This is a genomic window from Flavobacterium sp. 90 (assembly GCF_004339525.1).
GTDB lineage: Bacteria > Bacteroidota > Bacteroidia > Flavobacteriales > Flavobacteriaceae > Flavobacterium.
In genome coordinates this window covers 2805890-2819806 of the sequence record NZ_SMGE01000001.1, presented here as the reverse complement: position 1 = coordinate 2819806, position 13917 = coordinate 2805890, and the positions used below count along the sequence as shown (strand labels likewise).

Genomic DNA, 13917 nt, shown 5'->3' with positions numbered 1-13917 from the left:
ATACATTCGATGATTTTCATTTGAGATGGTAAATATACTAATAAAACAACGGTCAAAAATTGCAGTTAACTGTAATTTAATCTGGTAACAATTTGATAATCTACAAGACACAAAAACATAACAAGTGCCTAACATGAACTTTACACAGCGTTTCTTTCTTTGCACAAAAATAAATTAAACACAACACTGAAATGAAATTCAATTTAAAATTTCTATTTATCACATTATTCATCTGTACGATTTCGATCGCACAAACCAAAGGTACGATTTCTGGTGTATTAACCGACAAGGAAATGAACAACCAATCGTTACCTTTTGCAAATGTTTTAATTAAAGGTACAAACATTAGCGCTAACACTGACATCGACGGAAAATATTCGTTGACTGTAAATCCAGGAAATTATACTATTATCTTTAGTTTCGTTGGATATGAATCTGTAGAAAAACCCGTGACTGTTAAAGCAAACGAAACTGTTACTGTTAATCAGGTGCTTTCGTCCGGAGGTTATACTCTTAAAGATGTTGTTGTAAAATCGACAGCAAACAAAGAAAAAGAAACTGCATTATTACTAGACCAAAAAAATGCTGTTGTTATCAAACAAAGTATTGGTGCACAAGAAATGGCTAGAAAAGGTGTAAGTGATGTTGAGGAAGGTTTGACAAAAATTACCGGAATCACTAAAGTAGATTCACGTGGAATATTTGTACGTGGACTGGAAGACCGCTATAATAATTTATTGATTAATGATTTGGCTGCACCTACAAACAGCCCATTCACTAAAATTATTGCTTTGGATTTGTTTCCAACGAATATTGTTGGAGTAATTGATGTGTACAAAACATTTAATCCAAATATATATGGTGATTTTGCAGGAGGTACTTTCAACATTCAAACTTCAAAGCCAACAAAAAGCGTTACGAAAATAAGTATTGGAGCAGGTTACACAACCGGAAACAGCTTTAAAGATTTCTTATTATCAAATGATGCAGATACAGCAACAGGCTTTTTAGGATTTAATGGTAAAGACAGAGAATTACCAAGTTTTCTTGGCAATCAGGCAACGAGACAAACTTACACAACTGACCAGGCATTAAACTCAGTAAGTAACGATAAAGGTTTTAATGTAAATGAAACTAAAAGTCCTTTAAACACAAGTTTCAACCTTTTGCATGCCGAGAAATTTGATTTGAGTAATAATCAAACTTTCTCGTACCTGCTTTCTCTAAATTACGACAATAATTTCTCAATAAGAGAAGGAGTTGACAGAACTATCGATTTACAGTCTTCAGGATCTAAATATGTAAACAATTTTATCACTACTGATTATCGTTTCAAAACCACAAACTCAGCATTAGTTGGTTTAAACTACAGCAATGACAGACTTAAGTTATCGTTCAACACATTATACATCAGAACGAACTTAAACTCTATAAAAGATCAATACGGGCCATCAGCAGGAACAGCTGCTGAAAATGGATTTATCCGTACCAATCAATTAGACAAAAGTGATTATTTGAATGCCCAATTATTAGGTGAATACGCAATAAGCAAAGACAAAAACCAAACTATTAAAGCTGGAGCCTCATTTGCTACTACAAAATATGAGCAGCCAGATAGAAAGTATTTCTCTGGTCTTAAAGTAGGCGATGATATGATAAGCACTTCTTATGGAGGAAATAATTTTCTGCGCCAATATTTAACTGTCGATGGTAATTCTTTTTATTCAGCATTAGTAGAGTATAATTTGAAATTCGGGAAAAATGACAAACAAAACAAATTAACCGTTGGATATAATGGCAGCGGATCTAAGATGGAATCTTCATACCGTTTTGTTTCAAGTACCGGTAATGAGGGTTTTACTACAAGCATAAATAATATAGATACTCAAATAACCAGCGACATTTCAGCTAATAAAATGACTTTTAGCGAAAACTCTAATGCTACTTACAAAGTTAAACTTGACGAAATGGCTAATGCAGGTTATACTAATTTGTTTTTAAAATTTGGAGAGAAACTTGAAGTAAACGCAGGAGTTCGTTTTGAAAGCACTCTTAAGGAAACTCATTACAGAACATTAGGTTCTTTTGATTCTCCTTTCAGAGTATTAAAATATGATAATGCCTATTTTTTACCATCGGTAAATCTTAAGTATTTACTGACTGACACCGCTAACATTCGTTTTGCAGCAAGCAAAACATACACGAAACCAGTTATCATGGAGGCTTTCCCTATATCTTTCATTAATGCTGACGGAACTTCAACTCAAGGAAATTCAATTTTGAAAAACAGCGACAATTACAATGCTGACTTAAAATATGAATTGTTCCCAACGTCTAAAGAAATGATTACTGTTGGAATATTTGGAAAACACCTTGTCAATCCAATTGAAAAAACTTTCATCTCAAACGCAACTACAGGAACAGTTACTACTTTTCTAAATTCGGAAAGTGCCAACTTATTTGGAGTAGAAGCTGAATTACTTGTTGGTTTAGAAAGAATCAGCGAAAACTTAGATAATTTTTCATGGGGATTAAATGCTACTTTGATGTCATCAAAAGTTACTGTAAGCCCAACTTTTGAATCTATCGATGAGGACGGAGTAATTACTGTAAAACCTTCAATTGAAACACATCAATCAAGATCACTGCAAGGAGCATCAAACTGGTTAGTCAATTCAGATTTAAAATATGAATTTAATTTAGGAAAAGACATGCCAAATACTATGTCTCTTGTTTACGGTGTTTTTGGAAAAAGAATATATGCTGTAGGAACCAATGGACAAGACAACATCTATGAGTTGCCTGTACAGCAATTGGATTTTGTATGGGGAAGCAAACTTTCTGATCACTTTGATGTAAAATTCACTGCCGATAACATTTTAAATTCATGGAGAAAACGTGAATTTGGAAACGAGGGAACTATAAAAGTAGATGAATCCTCTTTACTGGCAAACAGCTATAAAAAAGGAGTTGGTTTCTCTTTAAAACTAGGATACACTTTTTAGTACCCATCCAAATAAATACAAAAATGAAAGCTCCAGATATCTGGAGCTTTTTTTATTTATACGTCCTTAAAAAAAAACTCATAGCGTTTTTCTGATAATTTAATGTTTTTTAGCTAACTGTAATGTAATACCTACATAACATGTTGTAAAAATTATCCTGCTAATTTTATCTTGAATTTTAAACAACAACTTATGAAAAATGTAAAATTACTATTTATGATGTCTCTGCTTTTTTTGGCAGAGATTGGATTTTCTCAAAATTATGTCACCTACAGTCCTCAAACAAAAACAATTGATGTTAATTCAGGAGCAGAAGGAACCGTTGATGTGTTGGTCAATTGTTATGGAAGCACCAGCGATCCTGTATTTCTTAATGCATTGCAATCATGTGCAAATAATGATGGTATACTTTCAACAAGCTATACAAATGGAAGCATCTTGACACCTGGACAAAATACTACTATAAGATACAAATTTAAGAAAACAGTAACAGCCGACACTCAGATTGCTTATAAATTCTCTACAGATGGTAGTTGTTTTCAAGCTGACTCTAAAATGATTAAAATTACTGTTAACTATAAAGCTGCACCAGCAACTTCGATAACTAACAATATTATCTCAGGAAATCAAACCGTTTTTGAAGGACAATCGGCAAATGCCATAAGTGGTTCCAATCCATCAGGTGGTAATGGAACTTTTACTTATTCATGGCAGAAAAAAAAGGTTGGAGATGGTGCATATTCTATCATTTCAGGAGCTACTGGTATAAATTATTCACCAGGCATTCTTGCTGCAACGACATCATTTAAAAGAAGTGTTACATCAGCAGGTCTTACTAATACTAGTGCCGAAATAACCGTCACGGTTACTCCTCCACCTTTTGTACAAAATAATATAATCTCTATAGATGGAGTAATAGTTACCGGGAGTTTGCCAACAGGCGGAATAGGCTCTTATCAATATTCATGGTATGTGATTGATCAAGATGGAGACAGTAGCCAATTACCTGATACATCACAAAATTTAATACTAACTCCAGCTACGTTTAATAGATATTTCAATTCTCCTAATAATTTTATATTAAAAAGAATGATAACGTCAGGAAATCAATATGCACCTAGTAATGGTGTCCCGATACCACATAATTCTCTCGTAGGGAATAATACAATTACTTTGAATGGATCAACAGTTGATGGTACTGTACCTACAGGAGGTTTAGGTGCTCATTCTTATCAATACTCATGGTATGTAATTGATCAGGATGGAGACGGTAGCGAATTACCAGACACATCACAAAATTTGGTGCTAACTCCAGCTACCTTTAATAGATATTTCAATTCTCCTAAGGATTTTATATTAAAAAGAATGGTAACGTCAGGAAATCAATATGCACCTAGTAATGGCATTTTGCTACCCCATAATCCTGGATTAATCTTTAAATCTTCAAACAATGAAGAAGCGTTAATATCTACTGTTTATCCAAACCCTACATCAGACGCTGTAAATTTCACAACAAGTTCTTCCAGCAATCAGGAAATGGAAATCATTGTTTATTCTGAAGGATTAAGAAACGCTCAATCCGTTTTTAAAGGTACTGCCACTCCCAATCAAATTATAAAATGGAATATCCCCTCAAATTATCCAAAAGGAATCTACTTTTATAAAATTATATCTGATAATAAAGAGGTTAAATCTGGGAAAATCTCATATCAATAAAATTATAACACATTTAAAATCAAAGCTCCGAATTTCATTCGGGGCTTTTTTTATTTATAAACTATTGTAAAAAATCTCTTAACATTCTCTTCACATTTTAGTTTGTTTTTGGTAACCGTAAAGTAATATTCAGATAACACCCGAAAAAGATTATCGTTCTAATTTTGACAAAAATAAAAACACATAATAACACAACTATGAAAACTAAACTTTTTGCTTTAGCACTTGCTACAGGATTATTTTTAAATTCTTGCTCAAGTAGTGATGATCCAACTCCTGTTACTCCACCTGCAACAGGCGAAATCACAGGTCCAATCACTGCAAACAAAACTTACGTTCTTGGTAACTACACTTTAAAAGGAATTGTAAAAATCAACGAAGGTGTAACTGTAACTTTTGAAGCAGGATCAACAATTACTATCGATAAAGCTACTGGAGACAACGCATTAGTTGTTTTAAAAGGCGGAAAATTAATTACAAAAGGTACTGCTGACAAACCAGTAGTATTTACAGAAAAATCAAAAGTTCCAGGATCTTGGGGAGGAATCATAATGTATGGTGATGCTCCTGTAAATGTAGCTGGTGGCAAAGCAACTTCTACTTCAGAAGACGGAAACAACATCTCTTACGGATCAGAAACTCCAAATCCAGCTCACAATGGTGGTTCATTAGTATATACAAGAGTTGAATACGCTGGTTCAAAATTAGCTGACGGTGCAAAAGAAAACAATGGTTTTACTTTCTACTCTGTAGGTTCAGGAACAACTTTAGATCACTTAGTATCTTACAAAGGTGCTGATGACGGATACGAATTCTTCGGAGGAACTGTAAGTTTAACAAATTCTATCTCTTACGGAAACTATGATGATTCATTTGACTGGCAAGATGGATGGCAAGGTCAAGCAAATACAAACTGGTATGCTTACCAAGTTGATAAAGGAAACTATGGTATGGAAATCGAAGCTTCTAATAATAACAATGCATTTTTTCCAAAAGTAACTAACATCACTCTAAAAAGAGCTGCAGGTACAGTTACAGAAGAACAAAAAGAAATTCAATTGGATGCTATTCAATTTAAAAAAGAAGGAAATGGTGACTACAGCAATATCGTAATCGATGGTTATGTTAGTCAAACTACACCTACAGCATTCAATGGTGGTGTATTACAAATATTAGATAAAGTTACTTACGATCACCAAGTTGCTGGTGGAAAAATCAAATTAAACAACGTAAAAATTACTAACTCTCCTATTACTTTCATTTCAGGACAGGCTACTTTTACATTATCTGCAGCTAGCTTTCTTCCTGCAACAAACTGGACAACTAGTACTACTGCTACTGGAGCTACATTAACTCCTGGTGCTTGGGCAACAGTTGATGGTGTAAACTTGATCAAATAATTTGAAAATCATATTTCAAACATAAATTGTTAAAAACATCCTAAATTCTTAGGATGTTTTTTTTTGGCGTAATTTTTGTAATTTTTTTTGTATATTTACAGTAATCAAAAAAATGCGATGGCAAAAAACTACTTTTATATTACATTCTTATTGGCTTTTTTCTTTACTCTAAGTGTTTCGGCACAAGACAGTAAGCAATTACCAAAACCTCAAGAGTCTACAACCATTGAGGGTCTAAGCTTGTACCCTAACCCAGTGACTAACGGAAAAGTTTATATTTCGTCTAAAAATGATTTAGAAAAGGAAATCATCATTTTTGATATTCTGGGTAAAAAAGTACTTCAACTGCATTTAACTTCAAAAGAATTGAACGTTGCTGATCTTGTTCCTGGTGTTTATATCATCAAAATAAGCGAAGAAAATGCCTCAGCAACACGAAAGCTAATTATTCGATAAAACATATTCAAAAAAGCTCCAATTTTTATTGGAGTTTTTTTTTATCGTATTCAGTCGCCGTTTTCAGTTTTCAACTTCACTGTGCTTTAAAAACTGCGACTGAAAACTGCGACTGAAAACTAAAAACAATATCTTTGTACAAAAAAAGTTTTGATCACAGCCAACGATATATTTACCATTTCGAGTCATAAACAATTTGAAAAAATAGCATTAAAAGTGTTTCGTTTTCAGCACGAGAATAATCAGGTATATCGTGATTTTTGTGACTTCTTAAAAGTCAATCCGCAACAGGTAAAATCATTGGAACAAATTCCGTTTTTACCTATTCAATTTTTCAAAAGTCATAATGTTGTTTCCAATAACGATCCTGCTCAGGTTACTTTTACCAGCAGCGGAACCACAGGAATGATTACAAGCCGACATTTAGTGACCGATGTTTCCCTATATGAGGAAAGTTACCGCAGTGGGTTTTCTCAATTTTACGGAAATATTGAAGATTATGTAGTTTTAGCTCTTTTGCCGTCATATCTCGAACGCGATGGATCTTCGCTTATTTATATGGTCGAAGATCTTATAAAACTATCGAATCAGCCTGAAAGCGGGTTTTATTTACACAATCACGACGACTTAATTAAAAAACTGGCTTCTCTGGACGAATCAGGGCAAAACGTGATTTTAATTGGCGTTACTTATGCTTTATTAGATTTGATCGAAAAACATCAATTCAACCTTCAGAATACCATTATCATGGAAACTGGCGGAATGAAAGGAAAGCGTAAAGAAATGATTCGCGAAGAACTGCACGAACAACTTTGCAAAGGTTTTGGCGTTTCTGCAATACATTCTGAATACGGAATGACCGAACTTCTGGGACAAGCTTATTCCTTAGGCGAAGGTGTTTTTGAATGTCCGTCATGGATGAACATTTTAGTTCGCGATCCCGAAGATGCTCTAACTTACGTGAAAGACGGAAAAACGGGAGGAATCAACGTTATTGATCTGGCCAATATTAATTCATGCTCTTTTATCGCAACGCAGGATTTAGGCAAAAAATATCCCAACAACTCTTTTGAGGTATTGGGACGTTTTGATAATTCTGATATTCGTGGTTGTAACCTAATGGTTTTATAAAAAAGTTTAATTGTTTATTTGTTTAACCGTAATTTCGATTAAACAATTAACCGACAAAACACAGTTAAACAAAAATCTAATTTTCATCTATCAAACCAATACTATCTATTCCTTCTTCCTCTATTAATTCTCTTTCTTTTTGTCCTTTGCTTTCAAGATGTTTATAAATAGCATAACATCCCAAACCTCCTAAAATCGCAAAAACAATATCTAATACGGAACTGTAATATTTATCATCACCTAATGCATCAAAACCATTTGTAATACCAATTATTATAACATAAATAAAAGCCGACGCTATAGTAATTCCGTAATAAGATCCCAGTCCAATGAAGAAATACGTCCATTTGTTTTTGTTGTAGCCAAGTGCCAAATTGCTAAACGCTTTCCAGATCCAGTAGATAAATATAAATCCAAACATATTTTTTAATTTTTAAAGGATAAACTTAATAAAAATTTTCTTTCGCTTTACAAACAAAAAAAATCCCAACAACTCTTTTCGAGCTATTGGGACATTTTTATCAAAGGTTAATCGTTAATTTATTGAATCGTTTAACCGTAATTTCGATTAAACAATTAACTCATTAAACAGTAGGACAAAAAATTAATTTTCTTCAACTACACCAATATCATCTATTCCATCTATTTTATTTAATTCTCTTTCTTTCTGTACTTTATTTTCCAGAAACTTATAGGCTCCATAGCACGCTAAACCTCCAATCAGGACAAAAAGTATACTCCATCCCGGATTTTCAAAATCCTCATTAGCCGCAACATCAAACCCTTTTATAAGTCCCATTGCAAGACCTCCAAAAAAACCGGCAAAAATAGTACCGCCGTAATAAGAACCTAATCCAATAAAGAAATATGTCCATTTATTTTTATCGTATTCGAGCGCTAAATTTGTAAATGATTTCCAGATCCAATAAATAAATAAAATTCCAATCATAGTTTTTAGTTTTTAGGTAATAAACCTACTAAAATAAATTGGTTATTTGATTTCCAACAAGATAATTTCTCCACAAAAAAATCCCAACAACTCTTTCGAGCTACTGGGACATCTTACTTATTAATTTTTCTTGTATTTCGAATAAACGATTAAACAGTTAACCGATTAAACAATCCTCAACACAAAATAATTTTTCTTTCCGCTTTGTAATAATACAAACTGATTGTTGATTAAATCATTTGCTGTCAATACAAAATCTTCTTTGATTTTTTCTCTGTTTACAGAAATTGAATTTGCAGTCAAAGCACGTCTTGCTTCACCATTTGATTTAAAGAAACCTGTTTTTTCGTTTAAAACAGCAACAATATCAATTCCGTTTTCTAAATCGGCTTTTGCAACTTCAGCTTGAGGAACACCATCAAATACTTCTAAAAAAGTTGCTTCATCCAATTGTTTCAAATCTTCTGAAGTTGAGTTTCCGAATAAAATATTTGAAGCCTGAATTGCTTTTTCCAATTCTTCTTTACTATGAACAAAAATGGTAATTTCTTCTGCCAATTTCTTTTGTAAAACTCTTAAATGTGGAGCTGCTTTGTGCTCTTCGATTAAACCATCAATGGTCTCTTTATCTAAGAAAGTAAAGATTTTGATATACTTTTCAGCATCAACATCAGTTGAATTTACCCAAAATTGGTAAAATTTGTAAACTGAAGTTTTATCAGCATCCAACCAAACATTTCCTCCTTCAGATTTCCCGAATTTAGATCCGTCTGCTTTTGTAATCAAAGGTGTTGTTAGAGCAAAAGCTTTAGCATTTTCCCCTCCCATTCTGCGAACTAGTTCTGTACCTGTGGTAATATTTCCCCATTGGTCAGAACCTCCCATTTGCAAAAGGCAGTTATTATTTTTATATAAATGATAGAAATCGTATCCTTGAATTAATTGGTATGTAAATTCAGTAAAAGACATTCCTTCACCTTCTCCACTTAATCTCTTTTTTACAGAGTCTTTCGCCATCATATAATTCACTGTGATACGTTTTCCAACTTCACGAGCAAAATCAATAAACGAAAACTCTTTCATCCAGTCATAGTTATTTACCATTACCGGAGCATTTGCTTCGTTTGAATTAAAGTCTAAGAAACGTGACAGAACACTTTTTATTCCGGCAACGTTTTTAGCCAAAGTTTCTTCGTTCAACAAATTTCTCTCATCAGATTTTCCAGATGGATCACCAATCATTCCGGTAGCACCACCAACCAAAGCAATCGCTTTATGGCCAGTTCTGTTTAAGTGAACCAATAAAATAATCTGAACCATACTACCAATATGAAGAGAATCTGCCGTTGGATCAAAACCAATATACGCCGTAGTCACTTCTTTAAGCAATTGTTCTTCCGTTCCGGGCATGCTATCATGGTACAACCCGCGCCACTTTAATTCTTCAACTAGATTCTTCATTTTTAAAATAATTTGTGCAAATGTAATCAATGTCAATATCAAAATCAAAAAGCAATGACAATATCAAGATCAAAAAGCACTATCAAAAAACAAAAACTTTGAACCTTTGCCACTCTGAACCTTTGAACCTTTATAAAAACCTTTGAACCTTTGAACCAAAATAGTATATTTACAAAATGGTATTAGTAACTGGAGGTACAGGTTTAGTAGGCGCACATTTATTGCTTCATTTAATTGAAAATGGAGAAAACGTTCGGGCTATTTACCGAAATTCAAATACGATCCAAAAGGCCAAATCAGTTTTTGAATTGTACAAAAAAGCTGATCTATTCGAAAAAATCCATTGGCTTGAAGCCGATATTCTAGACATTCCTTCTCTGGAAATTGCTTTTATTGATATCGAATATGTTTATCATTGTGCCGCTTTAATTTCATTTGACCCAAAAAATGAAGATTCACTTCGAAAAACCAATATTGAAGGAACAGCCAATATGGTCAATTTTTCTTTGGCTAAAGGCATAAAGAAATTTTGCTTTGTAAGTTCGATCGCCGCTTTAGGAGATTTAGCGCCACATGAAGCTTATATAACCGAAGAAACAGATTGGAATCCGGAGAAACCTCACAGCGATTATGCGATTTCTAAATATGGCGCTGAAATGGAAGTTTGGCGCGCCGTTCAGGAAGGATTAGATATTATAATTATAAATCCAGGCGTAATTTTAGGACCAATTCCTAAAGACAAAAATGACATCCACGGAAGTGCAGAACTATATTCAAAAGTAGCCAACGGACTTTCTTTTTATACTTTAGGAAACACTGGCTTTATAGCAGTAAATGATGTTGTAAAAATAGCCCGAGACTTGATGAAAAGCGACATTAGAAACGAGCGTTTTACATTGATTGCTGACAATATTGTTTTCAGAGATATTTTAAACACAATTGCAGATACTCTAAAAGTTAAGAAACCTACGATTCACGCAAAACCATTCCTAATGAATTTCCTTTGGATTGCTGACGGAATATTTTCGACTCTATTTTTCCAGAAAAGAAGCATTACCAAAGCAACCGCAAAAGCTTCTTATTCCAAGAATTTATATTCTAATGAAAAAATAAAAACCGCCCTAGAAGGAACGGTTTTTTCAGATATACATCGATATATACAAGAAGTTTCGAAGTTGTAAATTATTTTTTCTTATTCAAATTTATCATTCTTCTGATAGAATCGGTATTTACTTTATTTGCAGACTTTTCATCAGAAGGCTTAAGAGTTTGTTTTACGTCTTTTTTTGCCTCTTCTTTCTTTATTTTAGCCTCTTTCTTTTCATCAATTTTCACCAGAGAATCTGTTGCTCTTTGATTCTTTGCCAATCGTTTGCTAATTTCATCAAACATATCTTTGTAGCTCTCATAATCTGCAGCGTAATACATATTGTTTTGAGCAAACTGCAAACTATCTACTTTATATTTTTGAAGAATAAACTTAGTCGGATTTGTTTCATTTGAATCTACAGACATCGGATTTTGATATTTAATAGCTTCCAAAAGAGACAAATCATACATAATATCAATCATCTTTCCTCTATCAATAAGTTTTGCAGGTTGCTTTACCACCTCTTTTTTACAACTTACAGAAAGGAACAAAACCAATACTATCAGAATACATTTTTTCATTTCAGTTTTTTATCTATCAAATAATAATCTTTTTCCCGGACGAATATCTTTTACTTTAAAGTTATTATAAACCAATTCACCATTTACAAAAGTATGTGTAATTCTTGATTTAAAGGTAAAATTTTCAAATGGGGACCAACCGCATTTTGCCAGAATATTTTCTTGCTTCACGCTCCAAGGCAAACTTGGATTTACAATCACTAAATCAGCAAAATAACCTTCCTTAACAAAACCTCTTTTTTCAATTTTAAAGATTTTAGCAGGATTGTGGCACATTTTCTCCACTATTTTCTCTACCGTAATTTTTCCTTGATGGTGCGCTTCAAACATTGCCACAACAGCATGTTGCACAAGCGGACCTCCAGACGGAGCATTCAAATAGGACTGCATTTTTTCTTCCTTAGTATGTGGCGCATGATCTGTAGCAATTACATCAATTCGACCATCATTTAAGGCTTTCCAAAGTTCAGCTCTGTCATCAGCCGTTTTTACAGCAGGATTCCATTTAATGAAATTTCCTTTTGTTTTATAATCTTCATCGGTAAACCAAAGATGGTGAACACAAACCTCAGCAGTAATTTTTTTATCTTCTAATGGAATTTTATTCGTAAACAATTCCATCTCTTTCGCTGTAGAAAGATGAAAAATATGCAAACGAGCTCCGGTTTTTTTAGCTAAAGCTACTGCTTTTGAAGACGAAATATAACAAGCTTCGGCACTACGAATTAAATGGTGTGCCGTTACCGGAACATCATCTCCATATTGCTCTTTATAGATTGCAAGATTATTTTGAATCGTAGTTTCATCTTCACAATGAACTGCAATTAACATTGGCGTGCTTGAAAATATTCTTTCTAAAGTTGCTTCATTATCAACCAACATATTTCCTGTCGAAGAACCTAGAAAGATTTTTATTCCGGCAACATTCTTAGGATTAGTTTTTAAAACTTCTTCAAGATTATCATTTGTTGCGCCCATCATAAACGAATAATTCGCAAATGATTTTACCGCTGCAATTTGATATTTATCTTCAAGAATTTCCTGAGTAACCGCATTTGGAACCGTGTTTGGCTGCTCGATAAAAGAAGTAATTCCTCCGGCAACAGCTGCACGAGATTCTGATTCAATATCGCCTTTGTGCGTTAATCCCGGTTCTCTAAAATGTACCTGATCATCAATTGCGCCAGGCATTAAATAATTTCCTTCGGCATCAATAACAATACAATCGGATGTTTTTAAGCTAATGCTATCTGAAATTTCAACGATTAAGTCGTTTTCAATCAAAACATCACCTTCAAAAATAGATCCTTCGTTTACAATTTTGGCATTCTTTATTAAAATCCTGTTCATTATCGTGGTATTATAATGTATTGACTAATTTTTTTAATCTAAGTGAAATCACACCGAGAATTGCTTCCTTAATAATGGCATTGCTCATTTTTGAAACTCCTTTTGTTCTATCTGTAAAGATAATTGGAACCTCTTTAATTTCAAAACCTCCGCAATAAGTCCTGTACTTCATTTCGATTTGGAAGGCATATCCAACAAACTTAATTTTGTTGAGATTAATCTTTTCTAATACTTCTCTTTTATAACAAACAAAACCGGCTGTGGCATCATGAATTTTCATTCCGGTTATAAATTTCACATAAACTGATGCAAAATAAGACATTAAAACTCGGCTTAACGGCCAGTTTACAACATTTACACCGGTAACATAACGAGATCCAATAGCTAAATCTGCGCCTCCAAAATGACAGGCGTCAAACAATTTTTCAAGATCATTGGGGTTGTGTGAAAAATCAGCATCCATCTCGAAAATAAATTCATATTTGCGTTCTAATGCCCATTTAAATCCATGAACATAAGCGGTTCCTAAACCAGCTTTTTTGGCTCTTTGCTCTAAAAATAATCTTTCAGGAAATTCCTCCTGTAATGCAATCACCTTATTAGCAGTGTGATCAGGCGAATTATCATCGATTATCAAAAGATGAAAAGACTTATGTTGCGATAGTACAGCTCTAACTATACTTTCAATGTTTTCAATTTCGTTATAAGTGGGAATTATGACAATACAATCATTCATTTTTCTTGGGTAATTTCACCGCAAAAGTAAACTTTTTATGGC

General features: G+C 33.4%; 12 protein-coding genes. 6 read left to right on the top strand and 6 right to left on the bottom strand.

Annotated features, from left to right (window positions below; translation table 11 throughout):
• Nucleotides 1-191: 191 nt before the first annotated feature.
• The 5 genes from C8C83_RS11410 (at nt 192) to C8C83_RS11390 (ending at nt 7708) form a co-directional block, all read left to right on the top strand.
• Nucleotides 192-3005, top strand: a complete 2814-nt coding sequence (locus tag C8C83_RS11410; RefSeq protein ID WP_121328694.1) for a TonB-dependent receptor — start codon at nt 192-194, stop codon at nt 3003-3005.
• A 216-nt stretch (nt 3006-3221) separates the two neighbouring features.
• Complete coding sequence (locus tag C8C83_RS11405; protein WP_158598150.1) at nt 3222-4721, top strand: T9SS type A sorting domain-containing protein; 1500 nt, start codon at nt 3222-3224, stop codon at nt 4719-4721.
• 197 nt (nt 4722-4918) lie between these two features.
• Complete coding sequence (locus tag C8C83_RS11400) at nt 4919-6121, top strand: hypothetical protein (RefSeq protein WP_121328692.1); 1203 nt, start codon at nt 4919-4921, stop codon at nt 6119-6121.
• A gap of 117 nt (nt 6122-6238) precedes the next feature.
• Nucleotides 6239-6577: a T9SS type A sorting domain-containing protein gene (locus C8C83_RS11395; protein WP_121328691.1), complete on the top strand. Its 339-nt coding sequence runs from the start codon at nt 6239-6241 to the stop codon at nt 6575-6577.
• Nucleotides 6578-6727: 150 nt separating this feature from the next.
• Nucleotides 6728-7708, top strand: coding sequence for an acyl transferase (locus C8C83_RS11390; protein ID WP_132011753.1), 981 nt, complete (start codon nt 6728-6730; stop codon nt 7706-7708).
• A gap of 76 nt (nt 7709-7784) precedes the next feature.
• Here C8C83_RS11390 and C8C83_RS11385 read toward each other — a convergent pair whose 3' ends face one another.
• The 3 genes from C8C83_RS11385 to tyrS form a co-directional block, all read right to left on the bottom strand.
• Nucleotides 7785-8129 (bottom strand): hypothetical protein, encoded by a 345-nt coding sequence (locus C8C83_RS11385; protein WP_121328690.1) that lies wholly within the window; start codon nt 8127-8129, stop codon nt 7785-7787.
• A gap of 183 nt (nt 8130-8312) precedes the next feature.
• Nucleotides 8313-8657, bottom strand: coding sequence for a hypothetical protein (locus C8C83_RS11380; RefSeq protein ID WP_121328689.1), 345 nt, complete (start codon nt 8655-8657; stop codon nt 8313-8315).
• Nucleotides 8658-8822: 165 nt separating this feature from the next.
• On the bottom strand, nt 8823-10118 hold the full coding sequence (gene tyrS / locus C8C83_RS11375; RefSeq protein WP_121328688.1) for a tyrosine--tRNA ligase: 1296 nt from the start codon (nt 10116-10118) through the stop codon (nt 8823-8825).
• A gap of 176 nt (nt 10119-10294) precedes the next feature.
• On the opposite strand from tyrS, the gene C8C83_RS11370 reads away from it, so the two are divergent.
• Nucleotides 10295-11299: an NAD-dependent epimerase/dehydratase family protein gene (locus C8C83_RS11370; protein WP_132011752.1), complete on the top strand. Its 1005-nt coding sequence runs from the start codon at nt 10295-10297 to the stop codon at nt 11297-11299.
• Nucleotide 11300: 1 nt separating this feature from the next.
• Here C8C83_RS11370 and C8C83_RS11365 read toward each other — a convergent pair whose 3' ends face one another.
• From C8C83_RS11365 to C8C83_RS11355, 3 genes are read right to left on the bottom strand one after another with little or no spacing between them, the layout of a single operon-like run.
• Nucleotides 11301-11789, bottom strand: a complete 489-nt coding sequence (locus C8C83_RS11365; RefSeq protein WP_121328687.1) for a DUF4296 domain-containing protein — start codon at nt 11787-11789, stop codon at nt 11301-11303.
• 9 nt (nt 11790-11798) lie between these two features.
• On the bottom strand, nt 11799-13139 hold the full coding sequence (locus tag C8C83_RS11360; RefSeq protein WP_121328686.1) for a dihydroorotase: 1341 nt from the start codon (nt 13137-13139) through the stop codon (nt 11799-11801).
• A 10-nt stretch (nt 13140-13149) separates the two neighbouring features.
• Nucleotides 13150-13875 (bottom strand): polyprenol monophosphomannose synthase, encoded by a 726-nt coding sequence (locus C8C83_RS11355; RefSeq protein ID WP_121328685.1) that lies wholly within the window; start codon nt 13873-13875, stop codon nt 13150-13152.
• Nucleotides 13876-13917 lie beyond the last annotated feature (42 nt).

Bases quoted from the DNA above. Each gene is read 5' to 3' on its own strand.
- C8C83_RS11410 (WP_121328694.1), top strand. From the start codon at position 192: ATGAAATTCAATTTAAAATTTCTATTTATCACATTATTCATCTGTACG.
- C8C83_RS11405 (WP_158598150.1), top strand. From the start codon at position 3,222: ATGATGTCTCTGCTTTTTTTGGCAGAGATTGGATTTTCTCAAAATTAT.
- C8C83_RS11400 (WP_121328692.1), top strand. From the start codon at position 4,919: ATGAAAACTAAACTTTTTGCTTTAGCACTTGCTACAGGATTATTTTTA.
- C8C83_RS11395 (WP_121328691.1), top strand. From the start codon at position 6,239: ATGGCAAAAAACTACTTTTATATTACATTCTTATTGGCTTTTTTCTTT.
- C8C83_RS11385 (WP_121328690.1), bottom strand. From the start codon at position 8,129: ATGTTTGGATTTATATTTATCTACTGGATCTGGAAAGCGTTTAGCAAT.
- C8C83_RS11380 (WP_121328689.1), bottom strand. From the start codon at position 8,657: ATGATTGGAATTTTATTTATTTATTGGATCTGGAAATCATTTACAAAT.
- tyrS (WP_121328688.1), bottom strand. From the start codon at position 10,118: ATGAAGAATCTAGTTGAAGAATTAAAGTGGCGCGGGTTGTACCATGAT.
- C8C83_RS11370 (WP_132011752.1), top strand. From the start codon at position 10,295: ATGGTATTAGTAACTGGAGGTACAGGTTTAGTAGGCGCACATTTATTG.
- C8C83_RS11365 (WP_121328687.1), bottom strand. From the start codon at position 11,789: ATGAAAAAATGTATTCTGATAGTATTGGTTTTGTTCCTTTCTGTAAGT.
- C8C83_RS11360 (WP_121328686.1), bottom strand. From the start codon at position 13,139: ATGAACAGGATTTTAATAAAGAATGCCAAAATTGTAAACGAAGGATCT.
- C8C83_RS11355 (WP_121328685.1), bottom strand. From the start codon at position 13,875: ATGAATGATTGTATTGTCATAATTCCCACTTATAACGAAATTGAAAAC.